Source organism: Puniceibacterium sp. IMCC21224 (assembly GCF_001038505.1).
GTDB lineage: Bacteria > Pseudomonadota > Alphaproteobacteria > Rhodobacterales > Rhodobacteraceae > Puniceibacterium.
This window is the reverse complement of sequence record NZ_LDPY01000001.1, coordinates 3,010,978-3,033,445: the sequence shown is the minus strand read 5'-3', so window position 1 is coordinate 3,033,445 and position 22,468 is coordinate 3,010,978. Positions and strand designations below refer to the sequence as shown.

General features: G+C 60.2%; 13 protein-coding genes and 1 pseudogene. 10 read left to right on the top strand and 4 right to left on the bottom strand.

Features of this window, described 5'->3' with window-relative positions; genetic code table 11:
- The first annotated feature begins 192 nt into the window (after window positions 1–192).
- The gene (locus IMCC21224_RS13990; RefSeq protein WP_047995876.1) at window positions 193–2,643 is read left to right on the top strand and encodes an FAD-dependent oxidoreductase; all 2,451 of its coding nucleotides are present in this window, start codon (window positions 193–195) and stop codon (window positions 2,641–2,643) included.
- 179 nt (window positions 2,644–2,822) lie between these two features.
- The gene (gene purU, locus IMCC21224_RS13985; RefSeq protein ID WP_047995875.1) at window positions 2,823–3,707 is read left to right on the top strand and encodes a formyltetrahydrofolate deformylase; all 885 of its coding nucleotides are present in this window, start codon (window positions 2,823–2,825) and stop codon (window positions 3,705–3,707) included.
- A 25-nt stretch (window positions 3,708–3,732) separates the two neighbouring features.
- Here the strand turns inward: purU and IMCC21224_RS27845 are convergent.
- Window positions 3,733–3,861, bottom strand: a pseudogene (locus IMCC21224_RS27845) (transposase); the annotation flags it as partial.
- 702 nt (window positions 3,862–4,563) lie between these two features.
- Window positions 4,564–5,355: a tryptophan synthase subunit alpha gene (gene trpA, locus IMCC21224_RS13980; RefSeq protein ID WP_047995874.1), complete on the bottom strand. Its 792-nt coding sequence runs from the start codon at window positions 5,353–5,355 to the stop codon at window positions 4,564–4,566.
- Between the two features lie 447 nt (window positions 5,356–5,802).
- On the opposite strand from trpA, the gene IMCC21224_RS13975 reads away from it, so the two are divergent.
- From IMCC21224_RS13975 to ychF, 4 genes are all read left to right on the top strand, one after another.
- On the top strand, window positions 5,803–6,429 hold the full coding sequence (locus tag IMCC21224_RS13975) for a DUF1007 family protein (protein ID WP_047997137.1): 627 nt from the start codon (window positions 5,803–5,805) through the stop codon (window positions 6,427–6,429).
- Window positions 6,411–7,331, top strand: coding sequence for a nickel/cobalt transporter (locus IMCC21224_RS13970; RefSeq protein ID WP_047995873.1), 921 nt, complete (start codon window positions 6,411–6,413; stop codon window positions 7,329–7,331). The genes IMCC21224_RS13975 and IMCC21224_RS13970 overlap by 19 nt, the downstream gene beginning before the upstream one ends.
- A 155-nt stretch (window positions 7,332–7,486) precedes the next feature.
- A complete protein-coding gene (locus tag IMCC21224_RS13965; protein ID WP_082135217.1) occupies window positions 7,487–8,836 on the top strand; it encodes an MATE family efflux transporter in 1,350 nt (449 codons plus the stop codon).
- A 255-nt stretch (window positions 8,837–9,091) separates the two neighbouring features.
- Window positions 9,092–10,189 carry a redox-regulated ATPase YchF gene (ychF, locus tag IMCC21224_RS13960; protein WP_047995871.1) on the top strand — a complete coding sequence of 366 codons (1,098 nt, stop codon included), beginning with the start codon at window positions 9,092–9,094 and terminating at the stop codon, window positions 10,187–10,189.
- Window positions 10,190–10,235: 46 nt separating this feature from the next.
- Here the strand turns inward: ychF and IMCC21224_RS13955 are convergent, their stop codons facing one another.
- Entirely contained in the window at window positions 10,236–16,718 is a 6,483-nt protein-coding gene (locus tag IMCC21224_RS13955; protein ID WP_047995870.1) for an Ig-like domain-containing protein, read from the bottom strand.
- 333 nt (window positions 16,719–17,051) lie between these two features.
- A complete protein-coding gene (locus tag IMCC21224_RS13950; protein WP_082135330.1) occupies window positions 17,052–18,041 on the bottom strand; it encodes a L,D-transpeptidase family protein in 990 nt (329 codons plus the stop codon).
- Between the two features lie 539 nt (window positions 18,042–18,580).
- Here IMCC21224_RS13950 and IMCC21224_RS13945 point away from each other — a divergent pair.
- Genes IMCC21224_RS13945 through IMCC21224_RS13930 form a run of 4 tightly spaced genes read left to right on the top strand, consistent with a single transcriptional unit; the run spans window position 18,581 to window position 22,349 of the window.
- Window positions 18,581–20,035 carry an FAD-dependent oxidoreductase gene (locus IMCC21224_RS13945; protein ID WP_047997135.1) on the top strand — a complete coding sequence of 485 codons (1,455 nt, stop codon included), beginning with the start codon at window positions 18,581–18,583 and terminating at the stop codon, window positions 20,033–20,035.
- Between the two features lie 56 nt (window positions 20,036–20,091).
- The gene (hflK, locus tag IMCC21224_RS13940) at window positions 20,092–21,255 is read left to right on the top strand and encodes an FtsH protease activity modulator HflK (protein WP_047995869.1); all 1,164 of its coding nucleotides are present in this window, start codon (window positions 20,092–20,094) and stop codon (window positions 21,253–21,255) included.
- A gap of 3 nt (window positions 21,256–21,258) precedes the next feature.
- Window positions 21,259–22,158, top strand: a complete 900-nt coding sequence (gene hflC, locus IMCC21224_RS13935) for a protease modulator HflC (protein WP_047995868.1) — start codon at window positions 21,259–21,261, stop codon at window positions 22,156–22,158.
- The gene (locus tag IMCC21224_RS13930; RefSeq protein WP_047995867.1) at window positions 22,155–22,349 is read left to right on the top strand and encodes a DUF2065 domain-containing protein; all 195 of its coding nucleotides are present in this window, start codon (window positions 22,155–22,157) and stop codon (window positions 22,347–22,349) included. The genes hflC and IMCC21224_RS13930 overlap by 4 nt, the downstream gene beginning before the upstream one ends.
- Window positions 22,350–22,468: the final 119 nt, after the last annotated feature.

Below are 22,468 nucleotides of genomic sequence, written 5' to 3'. Positions count from 1 at the left end.
AAATTTACGAACGTAAAATTTTGTGTTGAAATTTTACGAAAAGACGTAGAACTCTGAAACCAGTCCTAACCGTCCCCAAGCCAAGGACCGTGCCTCATGCCTGCCTGAGACATCTACCTGCGTGCTTGCCCCGAAATGGGGCATGTCCGTGATCCGATCACATCGGGGACAAATTCAGAGGAACCGAAATTGATGCCCACCCTTCCATCCAAAGCCCGCGTTGTCATCATCGGTGGTGGCGTGTCCGGGTGTTCCGTTGCCTATCATCTGGCCAAGTTGGGCTGGAAAGATATCGTTCTGCTGGAACGCAAACAACTGACCTGTGGCACCACATGGCACGCGGCGGGGTTGATTGGGCAGTTGCAGGTCAGTCAGAACCGGACCCGTTTGGCGAAATATTCCGCCGATCTGTATACAAATCTTGAGCAAGAGACCGGCCTTGCCACCGGGTTCCGCCAGTGCGGATCGATGACCGTTGCCCTGACCGAAGAACGGCGCGAAGAGATTTTCCGCGTGGCGTCGATGGCGCGGGCCTTTGGCGTTGATGTGAACGAGTTGTCCCCGGCCGAGGTTGCCGCCGCCTATCCGCATCTCAATATCGATGGTGTGGTTGCGGGCGTGCATCTGCCGCGCGACGGGCAGGCAGACCCAGGTAACATCGCGCTGGCGCTGGCCAAAGGCGCGCGGATGAACGGCGCGCAGATTGTCGAGCAGGTCAAAGTCACCCGCGTCACCGAGGACAAGGGCCGCGTCACCGGCGTCGATTGGGAGATGGCGGGCGATCAGGGCCATATTGACGCCGACATGGTGGTGAACTGCGGCGGCATGTGGGGCCGCGATCTGGCCGGACAGAACGGCGTCACCCTGCCGCTGCACGCCTGCGAACATTTCTACATCGTGACCGAGAATATCCCCGAACTACAGCAGCTTCCGGTGCTGAGGGTGCCCGACGAATGCGCCTATTACAAAGAAGACGCGGGCAAGATCCTGCTCGGAGCGTTTGAGCCCAAGGCCAAGCCCTGGGGCATGAACGGCATCAAGGAGGATTTCTGTTTCGATCAACTGCCCGAGGATTTCGACCACTTTGAGCCGATCCTCGAAAAGGCGATTAATCGGATGCCGCTTTTGGCCGAGGCGGGAATTCATACGTTCTTTAACGGACCAGAAAGCTTTACGCCCGATGACCGTTATTACCTGGGCGAAGCGCCCGAGTTAAAGGGATACTGGGTCGCTGCCGGGTACAACTCTATCGGGATCGTGTCCTCGGGGGGGGCCGGCATGGCGCTGGCGCAATGGATGCACGACGGCGAACCACCCTTTGATCTGTGGGAAGTGGATATTCGCCGCGCCCAACCGTTCCAGAAGAACCGGCAATATCTCAAGGAACGTGTCAGCGAAACCTTGGGCCTGCTATATGCCGACCATTTCCCATATCGCCAGATGGCGACATCGCGAGGCATCCGGCGGTCGCCGCTACACGAACATCTAAAGTCGCGCGGCGCGGTCTTTGGCGAAACTGCAGGGTGGGAGCGGGCCAACTGGTTCGCCGATGTGGGGCAGGAACCGGAATACCACTATAGCTGGAAACGCCAGAACTGGTTCGACAACCAGCGCGCCGAACATATGGCGATGCGAACAGGGGTTGGCCTGCTCGACATGACCTCGTTCGGCAAGATCCGGATTGAGGGGCGGGATGCGCTGGGCTTTGTGCAGCGGGTCTGTGGCAACGACATGGATGTAGCGGCGGGGCGGATTGTCTACACCCAGATGCTGAATGCGCGCGGCGGCATCGAATGTGATCTGACCGTTACCCGGCTGAGCGAGACTGTGTTCTTTCTTGTCGTTCCTGCGGCGACGTTGCAACGCGATCTGGCCTGGCTGCGGCGCAATCTGGGCGATGAATTTGTCGTCATCACTGACGTGACTGCATCCGAGGCGGTTTTGCCGATCATGGGACCAAAGGCGCGCGACCTGCTGGCGCTTGTGTCCCCTGCCGATTTGTCGAACGAGGCGCATCCCTTTGGCATGGCGCGTGAGATCGAGATCGGCATGGGCCTCGCCCGCGCGCACCGGGTGACCTATGTGGGGGAACTGGGGTGGGAGCTGTATGTTTCCTCCGACCAGGCCGCGCATGTGTTCGAAACCATCGTCGAGGCAGGCGAAGACGTGGGGCTAAAGCTGTGCGGGTTACATGCGATGGACAGTTGCCGAATCGAAAAAGGATTCCGCCACTACGGCCACGACATCACGGACGAGGATCACGTGCTTGAGGCCGGGCTGGGGTTCGCGGTCAAGACCGGCAAGGGCGATTTTATCGGTCGTGACGCCGTATTGCGCAAGCGCGACGCGGGGCTGAGCCGTCGGATGCTTCAGTTCCGCCTGACCGATCCCGAGCCATTGGTATATCACAATGAACCAATCCGTCGGGATGGCTCCATCGTCGGGATTCTGACATCGGGCAATTACGGACACGCGCTGGGTGGCGCGATCGGACTGGGATACGTGCCCTGCCGCACGCCGGGGGAAAGCCCTGCCGATATGCTCGCGTCGCGCTACGAGATCGAGATCGCGGGACAGCTGTTCACAGCTGAGGCCAGCATCGCCCCGATGTATGACCCGAAATCCGCCCGTGTCCGGGTTTGAGGCCGTTCAGGCAGGCCATGGAACATGACAAGATACACAATCCTAAAGTTCGCGGAGCACTTTTGCCCGCTCGAAAATTCTGCCACAGCCTGCCGGGCCGCCCGCTCAGGAACACATGCCCGGATCACAGGCGACGTGATCGTCCCGGGCGCGACACCGTCCACGCACAGGAATGAACCATGACTCAATACTGCCTGACCGTCACCTGCCCCTCAACCCGCGGCATTGTTGCTGCAATTTCCGGCTATCTGGCCAAACATGGCTGCAACATCACCGATTCTTACCAGTTTGATGACCAGGTTTCCGGGCGGTTTTTCATGCGGATGAGCTTTAACCCCGAAGGGGGCATTGATCTGGCCACGCTTGAGGCGGGCTTTGCCGAGGTTGGCAAACCCTTTGACATGACGGCGGCGTTTCACGACGAAGCCGAGAAGCTGAAGGTGGTGATCATGGTGTCGCGGTTTGGTCACTGCCTGAACGATCTGCTCTACCGCAGCCGGATCGGGGCGCTGCCGATCGAAATCGTGGCGGTAATCTCAAACCACATGGATTATCAAAAGGTTGTGGTGAACCAGGACATTCCGTTCCACTGCATCCGCGTCACCAAAGAGAACAAGCCGCAGGCCGAAGCGCAGATCATGGAAGTGGTTGAGCAAACCGGCGCGGAACTGATCGTTCTGGCGCGCTACATGCAGATTCTGTCGGACGAGATGTGCCGCAAGATGTCCGGCCGGATCATCAACATTCACCACTCGTTTTTGCCATCGTTCAAGGGGGCGAACCCCTACAAACAGGCGTTCCAGCGCGGGGTGAAACTGATTGGCGCGACCTCGCACTATGTCACGGCGGATCTGGACGAAGGTCCGATCATCGAACAGGACACCGTGCGCGTCACCCATGCCCAGAGTACTGAAGACTATGTTTCGTTGGGGCGCGACGTCGAGGCGCAGGTCCTGGCGCGCGCCATCCACGCCCATATCCACCACCGCGTGTTCCTGAATGGTGACAAGACCGTCGTATTCCCGGCCAGCCCCGGTTCATACGCCTCGGAACGGATGGGCTAAAGCACAAGCCTGTTCATTCAGAGCGGTTGAGCGGCCCATCAGCTTGACGATATGGAAACGGGACGGCCAGAATTTTCTGTCTGTGGCACAGGGTGCAGAAATCGGCCATCGGCCAGTCGAGGCCCGCCATCCGCAGCAGGTCAATTCGTGAACCTCGAATCGATATTTGTGTTGAACGGCATAAAGTTGACCGAATGAGAGGGAGTTCTACCCATCCGGGTAGCCGAGTACCTGTCCGGCTGACGGCCTATTCGATTTCTGAGTAGAGTGACGCGTCGGAGTTGCCTAATTTAAATCCAGGCGAACACTGGAAATATGAGGGCATTAGAATGAATGAATCACAGTATACTCAGGTGGCTCGGGCGGGGCGTCTGCGAGCGCTAAAATTTTTGCGGTTAAAGCAAGAGAATGGTATTTCACATCAATGCTTTTCGCGTCGATCGGTCGCAGAAAATTTTTTTCTTCGGGTCGCGAAAAGATGATTGGTACATTGTTGGTTTCAGCAACTTGTGGAAGTATCTGCGGGGTCTCAGCGTACTTTACTGGCCATAGCGTAGTGCAATCATTTGTTGCATATATGATCGTCGGGCAAGCAGCATTTGTTTTGATATCGATTGCTGTAATGGCGAGCCCGCGGATAACCAGGAGAAAGCGCGAAGTTGTTGAATTGAGAGAGCGCGAATGGGAGGCCGTTTGGTCAGAAGAAAAGACAGAGAGCAATATACTAGAGAATCATACTTCGATGTAAGTGTCTTTGCCCTGCGGGCAGAGGAATACGCGGATCCGGTTCAAATAGACTGAATCCGCTCTGGCTTGAGACCGATGTCCGGGCTTTTCGGGTCAAGATGGGCCAGAATCAGGCGCGATGGGCACCGTCTGCCAGGGATTTAACAAACGCCAACACCTGCGTCACCGGTTTGCCGCTGGCCATTTCCGCGACAATGGCCGAACCCACGACGCAGCCATCGGCAACCGACGAGATGGATTGCGCCGTTTCTGGCGTCTTGATGCCAAAGCCCACGATGACGGGCAGGTCGGTCTGGGCTTTGATCCGGGCCACTTCGGGGCCGACATCCGCCGCCTGCGCTTCGGCGGCGCCGGTGATGCCGGTGATCGAAACGTAGTAGACAAAGCCTGACGTGTTGGTCAGCACCTTGGGCAGACGCTTGTCGTCTGTGGTCGGCGTGGCGAGGCGGATGAAGTTGAGGCCCGCCTTTTGCGATGGAATGCAGAGCTCGTCATCTTCTTCCGGGGGCAGGTCGACAATGATCAGCCCGTCGATTCCGGCCGCGTTTGCCTGTTCCAGAAAACGGTCGACGCCGCGCGAATAGATTGGGTTGTAGTAGCCCATCAACACGATAGGCGTGGTATCGTCGGTGGCACGAAAGTCGCGCACCATTGCCAATGTGCGATCCAGCGTCATCCCCGCAGCCAGCGCCCGCTGCCCAGCGAGCTGGATCGTGGCACCGTCCGCCATCGGGTCGGTAAACGGCAGGCCCAGTTCAATAATGTCGACGCCAGCGGCGGGGAGGCCGTTCATCAGGGTCTGGGCGCTGGCCTGATCCGGGTCACCCGCCATCATGTATGCGACAAAGGCTTTTTTGCCCTCTGCGCGCAGATCGGCGAATTTAGCGTCGATGCGAGTCATTTTTGTCCCTTCCGGCTGGTTCTGGGTGATCTGCCGGAAGTGGCGGGGAAAATCAATGACCACTCGAGATGCGGATGGGATTCTCTGGGGGAACAGCGCGATTTGCCACTGAGGTACATATTTTGTCGCGTGTCGGACCAGTGGCCTGTGTGGGCGGTTCGGCGGATGTGATGGCGGGGCGACATCTGTTTCAGGACGGCGGACCACCCCGCAAGCACAAGTCTCAGCCCCAGCGGTCCGCGTCTGCGGTCACGCAGTGTTGGCGTCGCCCCGGTGGGGTGGATATTGTGGGGGATGTTCCTTGGAAAACGGCCCAAGGTCATCGGGCACAATCATCGCAGCGCTCAAGTCCGAAGAGCGGACGGAGTGATCTCGTTCCAGCGTCTTCCCGCGCGCCTGTTTGCGGCTCTCTTGCCAGCGGCGGCGCTTCGGCATAGCTCTGCACACATGACACGCAAAACTGCAATTTTTCTGTGCCTTTTCACTGCCACTCAGGCGGCGGCGCATCCGCATGTATTTGTTGAGACCCAGCTGCGCGTCGAAGTGACGGATGGCATGATCACCGGTGTCGATGTCACATGGAGCTACGATGATTTCTTTACCCTGCTGATCCTCGAGGACATGGGGCTGGACCCGGATGGGGACGCGGTTCTGAGCGCGGCCGAGCTGGAACAGCTACGCGGTTTTGACCTTGTGGAATGGCCGCCGGGGTTCGAGGGCGATTTGTATATGAGCGTCAGTGAGACGCCGATCCTGCTGGGTCACCCGCAACCGACCGAAATTGCCGTGACAGAGGGGCGGATCGTGGCGAGTCATCGCCGCACCCTGCCGCCGACCCCGGTGGGGCAGGTGGTCCTCAGGCAATATGATCCGACCTACTATGTCGACTACACGCTGGTCGGGGTGGACCTGGCTGCCCCCTGTCGTGCGCTGGTCACGCCGCCTGACCCCGAGGCGGCGGACGAAGCCATCGCCAAGGCGCTGGAACTGCCGCCAGAGAACGAGTTCGATATGCTCGAACTTGGGATCTATACCGCTGACATCGTACAATTTACATGCGATCCCGCATCCTGATAGCGGCGCTGTGCGCGGTTCTGGGGCTGGCCCTGTGGCTTTGGGCCCTGGGTGGCGCTGATGAGGTGGCGGTCTGGGCCGCCGAGGGACAGCGCGCTGCACAAGAGTCGATGGCCAGCGCGTTGCGCGCCCTGCGCAGCGGTACGCCGGGGGCGCTTGCTGGGCTTTTGGGGCTGTGCTTTGCCTATGGGTTGTTCCATGCAGCTGGGCCCGGCCATGGCAAGATCCTGATCGGCGGCTACGGAATGGGCACGTCGGTGCCGATGACCCGTCTGGCGCTGTTGGCGCTGGCCTCGAGTCTGGCGCAGGCCGCTTCGGCTGTGATGCTGGTGGGGGTGGGCGCGCTGGTTCTGGGGTGGACCCGACAGCAGATGCAGGGCGCGGCCGAGGTCTGGCTGGCACCGGCCAGCTACGCCGCTATTGGCCTGATCGGCCTGTGGATCTGCGTGCGCGGTGCGCGGCGGCTGTGGCGCAGTCTGGCCGGAGTTAAGATATTAGCCCGGCGGGACGGCGATGGCGCCCATTCGCATGATGATGATGATGCCTGCTGCGGTCATAGTCACGGGCCGACGCCTGAACAGGCGGCGGCGGTGCATTCGCTGCGCGATGCGGTGCTGCTGATCGGTGCCATCGCACTACGTCCCTGTACCGGGGCGTTGTTTTTGCTGATTATCACCTGGCGCATGGGACTGGTCTGGCAAGGTGTTCTTGGGGCCTTTGCCATCGGGTTGGGGACGGCGTCGGTGACGCTGTTGGTGGCTGTCGCCTCGGTGGTGCTGCGTGACGGCACTTTGGCGCAGATGTCCGGTGCAACCACAACGCGCGCGATGGGACTGATCGAAGCGCTGGCCGGGGCTTTGATTGCAGTTCTGGCGCTTCAACTGCTGCTGCGCGCGCTGTGATGCGGACCTTTCGATCACATTGACTGGGACGGGCCGCGCAAGGGTGTTGCCGCAGTGCAGGGTGTCCCTTTGGCAACCACATCCCGGCCCGGTACCGGCACCTATTGCCGCCGTTGCGGCATCAGCCTAAAGCCAGCCTGATGCAATCAACGACCATGACATATCCTCAGCATATTCGCGCCGTGCTGTCGCTGGGCCTGCCGCTGATCGGCGGGCATCTGGCGCAGCTGGCCATCGGTCTGACGGACACCATTATGCTGGGCTGGTATGGGGCCGAGGCACTGGCGGCGCTGACGCTGGCATCCGCGTTGTTTTTCCTGCTGTTCCTGATGGGGTCCGGCTTTGCCTGGGCCGTGATGCCGATGGTGGCGCAATACCATGCCGCAGGTGATGCCGTCAGCATTCGCCGCGCGACGCGCATGGGGCTGTGGCTGTCGACGCTGTTCTTTCTATGCGTTCTGCCGTTGCTTTGGTTCTCGGGCGATATCCTTTTGGCGTTGGGTCAGTCCCCCGACATTGCAGACGGCGCGGCGCGATATTTGCGGATCGCCGGGCTGGGTATGTTGCCCGCATTGCTGGTCATGGTATTCAAGAGCTATCTTGCCGCGCTTGAACATACTCGGGTTGTTCTGCTGGTCACTCTGGCGGCTGCACTGGCCAACGGGCTGGGCAATTACGCGCTGATCTTTGGCAACTGGGGCGCACCTGAACTCGGCATTACCGGGGCCGCAATGTCGTCGATCGTATCGCAGCTTGTCGGCCTGATCGGCATTGCATTTTATGTTCATCGTGCATTGCCAGAGCATGCGCTGTTCCGGCGTCTGTGGAACCCGGATTGGGAGATGTTCGCGCAGGTCTTTCGCCTTGGGTTGCCGATTGGGCTGACAACCTTGGCCGAAGTCGGTCTGTTCGAGGCGACAGCGATCATGATGGGCTGGCTTGGTACAGTGCCTTTGGCCGCGCATGGCATTGCCTTGCAGACGGCTGCGGCAACTTTCATGATCCATGTCGGGTTTGCCAATGTGGCGACGATCCGGGCGGGCAATGCCTTTGGCCGAAAAGATGTGGCGCATCTGATCCGTGGTGCATACACGGTTTTTGCCCTTTCTCTGGCGGTGGCCAGCGTCACCATCACGCTGTTCCTGACGCTGCCGGGGCATATCGTATCGTTGTATATCGATCCGGCCGATCCGGCGCGCGATGCCATTCTTGCGCTGGGCGTTCAGCTGCTTGCCGTCGCTGCGGTGTTCCAGTTGGTAGACGGATCGCAGGTCGTGACTCTGGGCCTGTTGCGTGGCGTACAGGACACCCGCGTCCCGATGTGGATGGCACTATTCGCCTATTGGTGCGTCGGAATTCCGGCTTCTTACGTCTTTGGTTTTGTCGCGGGGTTTGGTGCGGTCGGTGTCTGGAGCGGGCTGGTCGCCGGACTCGGCGTTGCGGCACTTCTGATGATCTTGCGGTTCCGGCGACGCATTATGCTGGACATGGCGCCCGCGCATTAGGGACAACTTTCGACGTTTACGATTCAGGTCACGCCGAACCCCTTTGGCCCAACCGGCAGCTTTACCGTGCGGCCAAGCATTCCGGCATAAAATGTCAGTGCTTCTGCGTCATTGCTGTCGACGCTCAGGCAGGGGGCGGATTTCTCTGCGCAGCTTTGCTGTCGTGTGACCAGTTTAGCACAGGCTTGCGCCCCGTACCTTCAGCCACTAGAAGCGGCCCGTTACACAGGCACCGGACCGGCAAAGGAACGCATCATGGGTTTTAAGATGGGAATTGTGGGTCTGCCCAATGTCGGCAAATCGACGCTCTTTAACGCGCTGACAAAAACTGCCGCAGCACAGGCGGCGAACTTTCCGTTCTGTACGATAGAACCGAATGTTGGCGATGTGGCCGTTCCTGATCAACGCCTTGATAAATTGGCGGAAATTGCTAAGTCCAAGCAGATCATTCCGACCCGAATGACCTTTGTCGACATTGCCGGTCTGGTCAAAGGCGCATCCAAAGGCGAGGGGCTGGGCAACCAGTTTCTGGCCAACATCCGCGAAGTTGACGCCATCGCCCATGTATTGCGCTGCTTTGAGGATGGCGATGTGGTGCATGTGGATGGCCGCGTCGATCCGGTGGCCGACGCCGAAACCATCGAAACCGAGCTGATGATTTCCGACATCGAGTCGATTGAAAAGCGGCTGGTGAATATCACCCGCAAGGTCCGTGGCGGCGACAAAGAGGCGGTTCAGCAGGAACGGCTGATGAAGGCCGCACTGGCCGCGCTGGAGCAGGGCCAGCCAGCCCGCACCGTGGCAGTGGACGCCGACGACCTCAAAGCATGGAAAATGCTGCAACTTTTGACCACCAAGCCGGTGCTCTATGTCTGCAATGTGTCCGAGGAAGAGGCCGCAAACGGCAACGCCCATTCACAGGCTGTGGCCGCGATGGCCGCCGCACAGGGCAATTCGCACGTTATCATTTCCGCCCGCATCGAGGAGGAGATTTCGCAACTCGACGCCGAAGAGGCCGAGATGTTCCTGTCGGAAATGGGTCTTGAGGAAGCGGGGCTGGATCGGTTGATCCGCGCCGGGTACGAATTGCTGCACCTTGAGACATATTTTACCGTTGGCCCGAAAGAGGCCCGCGCCTGGACCATTCGTCAGGGGACGTCAGCCCCGCAGGCCGCCGGCGTGATCCACGGCGATTTCGAACGTGGTTTTATCCGTGCCGAAACCATTGCCTATAACGATTTCGTCACCCTGGGCGGTGAGCAACCGGCCAAAGACGCGGGCAAGATGCGCGCCGAGGGCAAGGCCTATATCGTCAAGGATGGCGACGTGCTGCATTTTCTGTTCAACACCTGACACCGCGCCTGCGGGTCGGGTGCCGGGCTGACACCACGCGCTATGCCTAAACAAAGATAAAATCGTCTACATCCAACTCTGCCGCCGTTACGCCGATCATATTAATCACATGGCCGTTATAGCCGAGCGCAACGCCAGTCTCGCCGTTGATCAGAACATCGCTCAGATCGAGGGCGGCGAATTTTCCCGCCGCCCCCATTCCGGCAATACCGGTCAGACGCAAGTGGTCCATGCCGGTTTCAAAATCAACGATCAGGTCGGTTTCGTTGGCGATCAGGGCATTGAAAACAAACAGGTCCACGCCGCTACCGCCGCTTAGCGTATCGTTGCCAGTGCCTCCGTTCACGGTGTCATCGCCAGCCCCCCCCGAGACCACATCGTCGCGCCCGCCACCGGCGACAAAGTCGTCGCCAGCGCCACCGTCAACCATATCGAGCCCTTCGCCGCCGCCCAGCCGGTCATTTCCGGTGCCGCCTTCCAGCGTGTCCATTCCGGTGCCGCCGCCCAGACTGTCATTGCCTGCACGACCTTCGATCAGATCATGGCCAAAGTTGCCGCCGATGGTGTCGTCGCCTTCGCCGCCATAAGCGGTGTCATTGCCGGCCCCCGCGTCAATCAGATCCGCGCCCTTGCCGCCTGCAATCTCGTCATCGTCCAACCCGCCACGGATCGTGTCGTCGCCGCCAGAACCGAACAGCGTGTCATTGCCGCCGCGGCCCATGATCCGGTTGGCATCGTTATTGCCAGTAAGCAGGTTGGGCCCGCCGTCGCCGTCAAATGTGTCGAGCACGTCGCCCACATTGACGTCAAAGGTCTGTTGCACGCTCAGCCCGCCGCTGTCTGTCGCCTGCACCACAATCTGGTGGCTTTCTGCGGTCTCAAAATCCAGGGCGGCATCGGGGGCAAGCCGCAGCACATTCCCTTCAATAACAAAGCGCCCGCCGGAATCCTCGATCAGCGTCAAGCTGTGGCTGTCGCCGGTGTCGATATCGGTAACGCTGAGCGTTCCGACATCCGTACCGGGGGCTGAATCCTCGGGCAGCACATCGGCGGTCAGGGCGATGGCTGTTGGCGCATCGTTCACACCGTTCACCGTCAGAACCAGCGTCCCAGCGCCCAGCCCGGTGCCGTCGGAAACGCCATAGATCACCGAAACCTGCTGGCTTTGTCCGGCACCCAGCGCATTCAGGGTGCCGTTGGGGTCATAGGTTACGCCACCGGCGGCAATGCCGACCAGACCGACATTTGCCGTTGCGGGCAGGATCTGCTCTGCCCCGGTCAGGGTTAGCGGGTCGTCGTCTGGATCTGTGTCATTGGCCAGGACATCCACGGTGATCACGTTGTTCTGATCGGTTGTGGCGCTGTCATCCACCGCCACAGGGCGGCTCGGGCTTGGATTTACTGTCACGGTTAGCCCGCCGGTCACTTCGGTTGTGCCATCGCTGGCCAGATAAACCACCTGGTCAAGTCCGGTCGCGCCGGGCTGCGGCGTATAGACCAGCTGACTGTTCACGATGGCGACCGGACTGATGCTGGCATCGTCCGGAGGAAGGGCTGCGTCGTTGACCGAATAGGCCGAGATCAGCGTCAGCGTTCCGCTATCCCCTGCTGTGTCATTGGCAAGCACATCAACCGTGACGGCAACGCCCTCGGTCGTACTGGCGGTGTCGGCAAAGGTCATCGCCGGGGTGCTCTGGCCGGTGACAGTGACGGTGACGATGGATGTGGCGCTCTGGTCGCCGTCGCTTACGGTCACTTCAAAGCTTTCCGTGGTGCTCTGGCCCGCCTGCAGAAAGTCGAAATCGCCATCGGGCGAAAACAGCACCTCACCGTCGACAATGATGACTGCGCCGCGCCCCGGGTCGGTGGCGGACAGCACCGCCAGCGGATTCCCATCAATGTCTGCGTCATTTGCCAGCACGTCGATGCTGATCGGCGTTGTCTCATTGGTGGTGGCGATGTCAGCGACCGCATTGGGGGCGTCATTGACTGACAGCACCGACAGATCGACCAGTCCGATCCCCATGTCCGAGGTGTAGGCGAAAGCGTCCGGACCAAAGTAATTGGCGCCGGGCGTGTAACTGAAACTGCCGTCAGCTGCGACTGTCGCAGTGCCGTTACCGGCCTGCGTTTGCAGCGAAAAACTGCCAGAGCCGTCGAGGATACCGGACAGAACGCTGTCCTCGTTCAGGCTTAGGCTCGACACGAGGGTGGTTTGCGTCACAGGGGGCAATGATACGTTGATTGTGGCCGTGGCGGTTGCCGTATCGATCGGCGTGTCGCTGCCCGCGCCGCGCCCGAACAGCACATAGCTGCGCCCGCCGCTGGGGACCGACGAGGCGATATAGGGGTCGCCGACGATGATGTCGACCACGCCATCACCGTTCATATCCCCTGATGCATCCAATGACATGTCCAGCAGGGGGGATAACCCGAAGAGCGCAGTCAGCCGTTCCCCATCCGATCCCGGCGTGCTGTTCAGCACGAATCCGGTTGCCGGATTGGCTGCCAGAACGGCCGCGACGTCGATGGTTGCAGATTGGGTTGTGTAGCCGTTTGCAGCGCCGAACAGCACGGTGATCGAGTCATAATAGTCGGGATCGCCGCTGCTGCTCTGCAATATCAGATCGCCTAGCCCGTCGCCGTTGATATCGCCACCCGTGGCAAGGTTCAGGCCGCCGGAATTGTAGCGCAGGGCGAAGGCCCCGGTTACGTCACCCGCCGTAATTGACTCGGTGGTCATCCGGCCATCGGTCACGTCGAACCCGCTGGCGCTGCCCAGTACCACAAAGGTCAGGTCTTCGATGCCAGACTGGGTGGCCGAAAAATGCAGATCGCTCAGCCCGTCGCCGTTGATATCACCGACCCCCGCCAGATTGCCGCCGGAAAAGTCGGTTGCACTGGTGTCGATGGAAAAGCCGTAGGTCGTTTCTCCTTCGACCAGTTCCTGAAGGATGATGGTTCCGTCCGCATCGTCGAAATTGGTGCTGTTGCCAAACAGGACAAACCCGCGCCCTTCGTTGGTCGACGCGATGTTGGCGCCCGGCGCGCCGACCAGCAGATCGTCGATGCCGTCGCCGTTCAGGTCATCAACGATATCGACCGACGATCCGACAAAATCCCGATCCTGGCGCCCGCGCAGGATGTAGCCTTGGGTGCCGTCGCCGTTGCGGATGTCATTTGTGGTCAAAGTGTCGGCGCTTACCGGACCGTCCTGGCCAAAGATCACCGCCGCCGCGCCAAACCCGAGGAAGCCTTCGATACCGATGACCAGATCGTCGGCGCCATCGCCGTTGATATCACCGTCGAGCGAGATCGCCAGTGCTGCCGCTCCGGGATCAAAGGAGAATCCTGCGCTACCGTCGCCATTTGCGATCGCCTCAAGGTCGATCTGAGCCGCAAAACTGTCCGAACCATAGACCACGTACACCCGGAATTCTGGGCTGGCGCTCCCCCGCTCGGTCGAGATCACCAGATCGTCGATGCCGTCGTTGTTGATGTCGCCGCCCGATCCTACTGCCAGTACGTTGCGGTCGCCGGTGGCGATCCCGCCCAGCCGGAAGCCCTGCGACCCATCGCCGAAATCCAGCGTACCCAGATCGTAGGTGCTGCCGGTCAGGTCAAAACCGCTGGCGCTGCCATAAATCACATAGGCCTTGCCTTCGTCGGCCGCGGATCCCGAGCCAGTGCCAAAGGCGGTGACCAGCAGATCGTCGATGCCGTCGCCGTTCACGTCACCTGCAGCGCTGACATTGGCACCGGTCCGATCCCCCGCGCTGGCGCCATCAACGACAAAACCGATGGCACCGTCCCCCCCGATGATGTCGGTCAGTTCCACCGAAGCCGGGAACGTCAGCGGTAGACCACCACCACCGGCAACCGCGTCGGTAACCACATAACTCAGCGACTCGGTTCCGGTGGCGCCGCCAAAGGCCGCGGTCGGATCGTAGGCAAAGCTGCCGTCGGCGTTCACCGTCAATACGCCGCCCGAGGCAAGCGTCGTGGCGCTGCCCAGCACCAGTGGCGTACCGGCAACCGATGCCGATACCAGACGTAATGCCGTGCCGCTGCCGACCTGATCCGCGCCGCTGCCATTGTCGTCAAAGAGATTGCCGGTCACCGCTGCGCCAGATGCAGCAAAGCTGTCGTCGAGCGCAGTCAACATCCCCGGCTGCGTCACCACGTCGTCAACGGGTAGGGCGGGCAGGTCGATGGTCTGGATCACGGCCTGGGTGATGTCGGCCGCGTTTGCGTTCTGCAACAGGATCGACCCGCTGGGCCTCTCGGCCGAAGCCACCAGCGGCTCGCCGGGTCCGGGTGCCGCAGGGGCGGGGGCAGGCGTTGCGATGATGCGCACATTCGCGCCTTCCTGCACGATGTTGAGTTGGGAAAACGCTAGGTTCGTCTCGATCATATCTTCGGCGGCGTTGAAATCGGTGACGATATCGCTGCCAAAGGCGTCAATGAACGAGAATATGTCCGCCCCGGCGCCGCCGGTCAGTTGGTCCGATCCGCCGCCGCCCTGCAACAGGTCATTTCCCGCACCGCCGTCCAGCGTCTCGTTGCCGTCGCCACCGAACAGCCGGTCATTGCCGTCGCCGCCGGTCGCGGTGCCATCGTTGACAAACAGCGTGTCGTCAAAGGCGCTGCCGGATTCGAAATTCGCGGAGCCGCCGGGATCGACGATACGCACCGTTGCACTGCTGCTGAAACCGACACCCGCCGCCGTCATGTCGCTTAGCGTGATGGTCAGGGTCTCGGCGCCTTCGGCCAGCATGTCAGCCACAACTTGTGGCAGATAGAAGGTGGTGCCGCTCTGCCCTGCGCGAAAATTCACGGTGCCGGTGGCGTTCAGACCGCCCTCAAAGTCCGCTTGGTCCAGCCCGCCGCCAAACGAGAGACTGTATTCCACCTCAAGCGCCGCATCATTGTTGCCGAGACGGGTAAAGCTTAGCCCGACATAGCCGCCTTCTTCGACCACGGCAGAGGTCGCCTCAACAAAGACTGCGCTGTCGGCGACAGACACCGGTACACCGTCGAAATCCAGTGCCGTACCTGCAACGCCCGCCACGCCAAGTGCGCCCAACTGACCGACGACGCCGGGGATGGCGCTGTTCGCAAAGGCGGAATCGTTCCAGATGAACGGCCGGTCGCCCCATTCAAAGGCGATATCGCGCTCTCCTCCTGCGCCGACCCTAGGTCTGAGCCAGTACCCTTCGAGGCCATTGCTGCCGTATGCGCCTTCAAATCCACCCGAGCCGGCCACCAGCGTGCTGACATGCGGCGACGCCAGCGCGCCTTCGACGGTCACGGCACCCAGATTGTAAACGGCAGCCACCGCGTTGCCGCCGTTGCCGCCATCGCCGCCATCGCCACCATCGCCGCCATCACCGTGTTTGCCGACGCCGATATTGCCAAGTCCGTGTTCCTGCCAGGGCTCTTCAGCTCCAGGGTTCACGAACACAACGCCTGTGCGGATGAACAGGCCAAAATCCTGCGGCTCGAAGATATGCGGACTGAAGCGGATACCCTCGTAATTCTCGAGTGTTGGCTCGATCGGCAGCAGGATGGCGCCCGCGCGCGCGGGCAGTATGTCCAGAACCCAGCCGGGGTCGACGACTGCGGTTTCCTCACCGCCGTCACCACCTGCGCCTGCGGTGCCGCCCAGCCCGCCGCGCCCACCCTCGGCGGTGACATTGCTGAAGCCGACATCGCGCAGGACCAGGGTGCCCGCATTGAGCACGCCGCCAACGGCACGCCCACCGCCGCCGCCGTCGCTGCCATCACCGCCATCGCCGCCGTCACCGCCATCGCCAATCGGGCCCGAGGCGACGACCACCGGGTTGTAGTTGTTGTGCAGCCAGCCGTCTGGCCCGGTGACCGAAACGATTTCCCCGGTCGGCACAGTCTGCACCAGCGCGCCATTGCCACCGTCGCCACCATCACCGCCGGCGCCACCCGGCCCGCCATTGCCGCCAACGGCGGTCAGGCCGTTGAACATCACCCGTTCCAGCGTCAGGTGGCCGTTGTTCTGAATTCCGCCCACGGCGGTATCACCTACGGCACCGCCGATCTCGGACGAGTTGCCGTCGTTGCCAGCCTCACCGTCATTTGTCCCGTTTTCGGTTCCGCCGCTGAGGGCCGGGATTTCGTAATGTCCAAAGGCGCCGTTCGCGCCAATATCGCTACCGTTTTCCAATCGCAGATCGCGCAGGGTCAGGCGTGCGCCTGCGTCGACATCAAAGAACCGGTCGCCACCAACCCCGATGCGGACATCGACACCATTGGCAAGGCTGCCGTCAATCACGATCTCGGCGCCTTCGGGAATGCTCAGACGCTCCTGCAAGGTTACCAGGTTGAAATACGTCACGCCGCCGCCGGGCGTTGAAAAAGTGCCGAAAACCGTGGGGTCAAAGGTGATGAGAACCGCACGCTGTACTGAGGCTGCGGCATTCACCGCCTCGCGAAGGCTTGTGACTCCATCGGTGCTGCTGATTACGTCAGCACTCGTATTGACAATAATCTGCATAGCTCTGTGTCCTGGATAAAAGTGGATTTGCTATAAATTGTGGGGATATGGAGCGACCATGAGTTCGGTGAGTCAAGGGATTTCCGTTACGTCACTTGCATTGTGGAAGTTTTCTGCCGTTTCGGCAGAAAACCCCACGCCAGGCGGCGCACTGACGCTACCCGCCAAGGCGCTGAAGCGTACGTATATCACTGATTCGATGCAGACAGGGCAGCGGCCTAAGATCTGCGGCGCTGGTGTGGCGCGTCCCAGGGAATTGATTGCGGGCACTCTTGCGGCGGTGTGCCGATGGTTCCCCGCCGCGGTCAAACGCAGGTGTTTGGTTGCTCGGGGTTAGCTTACCGACGACATAATGACAAAATCACGGCTCGATCGGCTTTCTGGCCGCAATGGCTTGTCGGTAAAGACTAGGACCATCCCCGGATGGGCATAGCGTAGGATGGTGTCAGACATGGAGGCTTCGGCCTTCACGCGGCGCAGATCGTGCACGCTGTCCTGACCGTCGACGCCATAGCTCAGCGCCTGCCATTGCATGCTTTTCGCCTCTTTGTTTGCCCCCCTGAGCACATACACATGTTGACCCAGCGGTGCGCCGTCCCAGTGCAGCGGACCTTCGGCGACCGGGATATCGTTTTCTATGACCATGATTTTGCGGTCATACGACGATACAATCAGCGATATGATCGGATAGCTCTCGCTAAGAGTCCATTCAGACGGCGGTTTTCGTGCGCCAAGCGTTTCAACAACGCCTGCGAATTGCTGCTCGGTATAGTCCGCGAGGATCATACCCGGGTGCTCAATCTCCAACGGGTGTATGTGGGTGGGAGCGATGATGATCGGCGAGCCTAAATGAATCTCGTCAAACAGGCGGACCGAGAATTCCAGCGGCAAGCTCACACAGCCATCGGCGGAGTGATTGTCGGCAACATTGTCCGCGTGTAATGCGATACCGCTCCAATGCAGCAGGTCGGCATTCTGCACTGGCACGCTTTCATAGGTCGATGACCGATGGGTTCTGTTCTTTTGCTGCACAACAAAGACGCCGGTTGGGATCGCTTTGGCCGACATGCCGGTCGAGCAGGTAGAAACCGCAATTTCAAATCCGTTGCGGTAGACATGCACATGTTGTTCATCGTTCGAAATGATGATCGAAATGGGCCCATTGGGCCGCCGCTCAGGATGCCAGATGTATTCCCCAGGACGCAGGGCGTTATGCGCTTTGTAGACTTGCTGGCCGTGTACCGGTCCAGCGGCGAACATAAGTGTCGCCGCACCGGCGACGCGCAGAATATCGCGTCGTAACACTTGCTTGCTATTGTTCATGTCCTGCCGACCCCCAATCAGATTGCAGGTATTCGATACCTTTGGCAGCATTCGGCCTGCATATGTCGATGGTTTCACCTTCGACCCATCGAAAACCGGCGGATGCATTAAAGCAGTACGCGAAGACCTGTGCCGAACACTGTCGATGGTATGTGGATATCACGTGGCTCTGCTATGCTACAACTATAAGCTGCGCCAGCGGCCTGGGTCGACATCGACCAATTTATTAATTTTAAATTACCGTATGGCACTTTGGTCGTATGAAATCTATTTTCCTGCACATGAATGCCCGCATTTAGGGCTGAAATGGTGGATGAGGTTAATTTTTTTAGGCGAAAATAAAACCACCCACCTGCCGCAACGTCATCTTTTGCGCGATCTTTTCGCGCCATGATAGTGCAGCCTAAAGACGTCGATTTCCGCGTTGTTACGTCTCGTGCGGTGTTCTGAGGGGGGCGTCCATTTGTAAGGCCGAAGCTCTGGCCAAGGCGCGGGCCATGTGGGATACCAGTGTGGATATATCGTTCCGGGAGGCCCGCATGAATTTTGACTATGATCTGTTTGTGATTGGCGGTGGCTCGGGCGGGGTCCGTGCCGCACGTGTGGCGGCAGGTGAGGCGGGAGCCAAGGTCGCGCTGGCCGAAGAGAGCCGCTATGGCGGTACCTGTGTGATCCGTGGCTGCGTGCCGAAAAAGCTCATGGTCTTTGCCAGTGAATATGCCGGAGTGGCCGATGAGGCCGGACGATATGGCTGGGACGTGACGCGCGGGGTATTCGACTGGGCCGCGTTCTCAAAGCGATTGAATGGTGAATTGGACCGGCTCGAAGGGGTCTATCGGCGGCTGCTGGATGGTTCGGGCGTCAAGATGTTCGACAGTCGCGCGACGCTGCGTGACGCGCATACCGTGGCGCTCGACAATGGTGACGTTGTGACTGCCAAGCATATCCTCGTCGCAACCGGCGGGCATCCGGTGCGCCCGGATTTGCCGAACGCTAATCTTGGTATTGTCTCGGACGACATCTTTCATCTGGCGGCCTTGCCCAAAAGTATCCTGATCATCGGTGGCGGCTATATTGCCTGCGAATTTGCCTGCATCCTTCAGGGATTGGGCGTGGATGTGACGGTCTATTATCGCGGTGCGCAGATTCTGCGCGGCTTTGACGACGAAGCACGCGGCCTGATTGCCGACGCGATGTGCGAACGTGGCATCAAATTGCATACAGGCACCAATATTCTGGATATGTGCCCTGCTGATCAGGCGGCTGAAGCCGGGCAAGGCGCCGGGCCAGATGTGTTGCGGGCCGCAGGACAGTCGACGCACCAAACCAAAGCCTCAACCGGGAGCAATCAGGGGCCAGTCTGGGTCAAATCCACCACCGGACACGAGACAGTCTTTGATCAGGTGCTGTTTGCCACGGGACGCAAGGCCAACACCGCAGGTCTAGGACTTGAAGATCTGGGCGTCAAACTGGGACGCGGCGGGCAGATCGAAGTGGACAGCTACAGCCAGACCGCAGTGCCGTCGATCTATGCCATCGGCGATGTGACCGACCGGGTCAATCTGACACCGGTGGCGATCCGCGAGGGCATGGCCTTTGTCGAAACGGTGTTCAAGGGCAACCCGACGCCGGTTGACCATGATCTGATCCCCAGCGCGGTGTTCACCCAACCCGAGATGGGAACAGTGGGGCTGAGCGAAGAGGCCGCGCGCGAGCGCGAAGAAATCGAGGTGTATTCGACCTCCTTTCGTCCGATGCAGAGCGCCTTTATCGACAAACCCGACCGGGTGCTGATGAAACTGATCGTGTCCAAGGCGACGCGCAAGGTATTGGGCTGTCATATCGTGGCCCCCGGCGCCGGCGAGATGATCCAGATGGCCGGTATCGCGATCAAGATGGGCGCCACCAAGGAAGATTTCGACCGCACCGTAGCGGTACATCCAACCATGTCAGAAGAGCTGGTGACGATGCGCAAACCCGTCAGAACCGCTTGAAATTCGCGCCAGAGCGCACATTTATATAAAAGATCGACCAAGAGGGAAATGACTACATGGCAGGCAACAACGGCGGCCCCTGGGGCAGCGGCGGCGGCGGACAAGGGGGGGATGGCAACCGTGGAGGCGGTGGTGGTCGCAGACCCGACAACAACCAACCGCAGATCCCCGAGATCGACGAACTGGTCAAAAAAGGCCAGGAACGCCTGCGCGTGCTCATGGGGGGACGCGGTAATGGTGGCGGCCTGAATGGCGGCTCATCCGGCGGTGGTGGTGACAATGGCCCGCGCCTGACGCGTGGCACCATTGGTCTGGCGGTTCTGGGCGCGTTTGCGGTCTGGGCGTTTTCCAGCTTTTACACAGTCAAACCCGAAGAGCAGTCGGTTGAACTGTTCCTGGGCAAGTATTCCTCGACGGGCAATCCGGGGCTGAACTTTGCACCATGGCCCTTTGTCACCTACGACGTGGTCAATGTTACCTCCGAGCGGACCGAGAATATCGGCGCGCGGCGCGGCAACAACGGCGACGGTCTGATGCTGACCACCGATGCCAACATTGTCGATATCGAGTTTCAGGTGGTTTGGAACATCAACGATCCGGCCAAGCTGTTGTTCAACATCCGTGACCCGCAACTGACCGTGGGTGCCGTATCGGAATCTGTCATGCGCGAGATCATTGCCGCCAGCAATCTGGCGCCGATTCTCAACCGGGACCGGGGTCTGATCGCCGATACCGCGATGCAGGACGTGCAGACCACGCTTGATGAATACGAAAGCGGCATCAGCATCGTTCGTGTGAACCTTGAAACCGCCGATCCGCCCCGCGAAGTCATCGATTCGTTCCGCGAAGTGCAGGCCGCTGAACAGGAACGCGACCGCTTGCAACGCCAGGCGGATGCCTATGCCAACCGCGTTCTGGCCGAGGCTCGTGGTGCCGCAGCACAGACTCGCGAGCAGGCCGAAGGTTATCGCGCCCGGGTCGTCAACGAAGCATTGGGTGAAGCGAGCCGCTTTACCTCGGTGCTCGAAGAATACAGCAAAGCCGAGGGTGTGACCCGCAAGCGTCTCTATATCGAGACGATGGAAAAGGTGCTGGGCAGCGTCAACAAGATGATCCTCGACAAATCGGTGACAGGTGCCGACGGGCAGGGGGGCGGCGTTGTGCCGTATCTGCCGCTGAACGAGTTGAACCGGTCGCAAACGTCGCAGGCGGGGAACTGAGCCATGAAAAAAATCAATTTCATTCTGCCGGTGCTCGTGCTTGTGGTGATCGCTGTCTGGTCGTCGGTCTTTGTGGTGGACGAGCGCGAAAAGGCGCTGGTGCTGCAATTTGGTCAGATCAAAGCGGTAAAGGAAGATCCGGGCCTCGCGTTTAAGGTGCCGTTCATTCAGGACGTGGTGAAATACGACGACCGTATTCTGTCGCTGGATACTGAAACCATCGAAGTGACGCCGTCGGATGACCGGCGTCTGGTGGTGGATGCCTTTGCGCGCTACCGCATTTCGGATGTGGTGCAGTTCCGGCAGGCGGTGGGTGTCGGTGGCATCCGCGCCGCCGAGGATCGTCTGTCCTCGGTTCTGAATGCGCAGATCCGCGAAGTTCTGGGGGCTGATCAGGTTACATCCGACACCATCCTGTCTGAGGATCGTCGCGGTCTGATGACGCGCATTCGCGATCAGGCACGGGTGTCTGCGCGCGGTCTGGGGCTGGATGTGGTCGATGTGCGGCTCAAGCAAACCAACCTGCCTGCGCAGAACCTCGAGGCGACTTTTGCCCGGATGCGTGCCGAACGTGAACGCGAAGCTGCGGACGAGATCGCACGCGGTAACGAGGCGGCGCAGCGTGTGCGCGCGTTGGCCGACCGTACCGTGACCGAGACCCTGTCTGAGGCCGAGCGTGAAGCGCAGGTCATCCGTGGTGAGGCCGATGCCCGCCGCAATGCGGTCTTTGCCGAAGCCTTTGGCGCGGATGAGGAATTCTTTGCCTTCTACCGCTCGCTTCAGGCCTATGAGAACGCGTTGTCGGGAGACAATTCGACAATGGTGATGACACCGGATTCCGAGTTCTTTGACTACTTCAAGTCTGAGCAGGGACCGTCCGGCAGCGTATCCGTCGCGGAATGAGCGCGGATTTACTATACGGGATCGGATTGGTCCTGGTGATCGAGGGGCTGGTGTACGCACTGGCCCCTTCGCTTGTCGAGCAACTGCTCGAAGCGCTGCGGATGATGCCGCATGATATGCGCCGCGTGATCGGTCTTGGCGCGCTGGCCTTTGGGCTGGTATTTGTCTGGGTTGCTAAGGTGCTGGGCTGATTGGATGGACCTTTGGGGGCCGCCGTCCGGCTGGGCCCTCTTCGCGAAATGTTAACGCTAGCAGGCCAGGAATAGCCGGGGTGCGCCGTGCCCCGGCGCATCCTGACGACACTGTCACG

Bases quoted from the DNA above. Each gene is read 5' to 3' on its own strand.
- IMCC21224_RS13990 (WP_047995876.1), top strand. From the start codon at position 193: ATGCCCACCCTTCCATCCAAAGCCCGCGTTGTCATCATCGGTGGTGGC.
- purU (WP_047995875.1), top strand. From the start codon at position 2,823: ATGACTCAATACTGCCTGACCGTCACCTGCCCCTCAACCCGCGGCATT.
- trpA (WP_047995874.1), bottom strand. From the start codon at position 5,355: ATGACTCGCATCGACGCTAAATTCGCCGATCTGCGCGCAGAGGGCAAA.
- IMCC21224_RS13975 (WP_047997137.1), top strand. From the start codon at position 5,803: ATGACACGCAAAACTGCAATTTTTCTGTGCCTTTTCACTGCCACTCAG.
- IMCC21224_RS13970 (WP_047995873.1), top strand. From the start codon at position 6,411: ATGCGATCCCGCATCCTGATAGCGGCGCTGTGCGCGGTTCTGGGGCTG.
- IMCC21224_RS13965 (WP_082135217.1), top strand. From the start codon at position 7,487: ATGACATATCCTCAGCATATTCGCGCCGTGCTGTCGCTGGGCCTGCCG.
- ychF (WP_047995871.1), top strand. From the start codon at position 9,092: ATGGGTTTTAAGATGGGAATTGTGGGTCTGCCCAATGTCGGCAAATCG.
- IMCC21224_RS13955 (WP_047995870.1), bottom strand. From the start codon at position 16,718: ATGCAGATTATTGTCAATACGAGTGCTGACGTAATCAGCAGCACCGAT.
- IMCC21224_RS13950 (WP_082135330.1), bottom strand. From the start codon at position 18,041: ATGAACAATAGCAAGCAAGTGTTACGACGCGATATTCTGCGCGTCGCC.
- IMCC21224_RS13945 (WP_047997135.1), top strand. From the start codon at position 18,581: ATGAATTTTGACTATGATCTGTTTGTGATTGGCGGTGGCTCGGGCGGG.
- hflK (WP_047995869.1), top strand. From the start codon at position 20,092: ATGGCAGGCAACAACGGCGGCCCCTGGGGCAGCGGCGGCGGCGGACAA.
- hflC (WP_047995868.1), top strand. From the start codon at position 21,259: ATGAAAAAAATCAATTTCATTCTGCCGGTGCTCGTGCTTGTGGTGATC.
- IMCC21224_RS13930 (WP_047995867.1), top strand. From the start codon at position 22,155: ATGAGCGCGGATTTACTATACGGGATCGGATTGGTCCTGGTGATCGAG.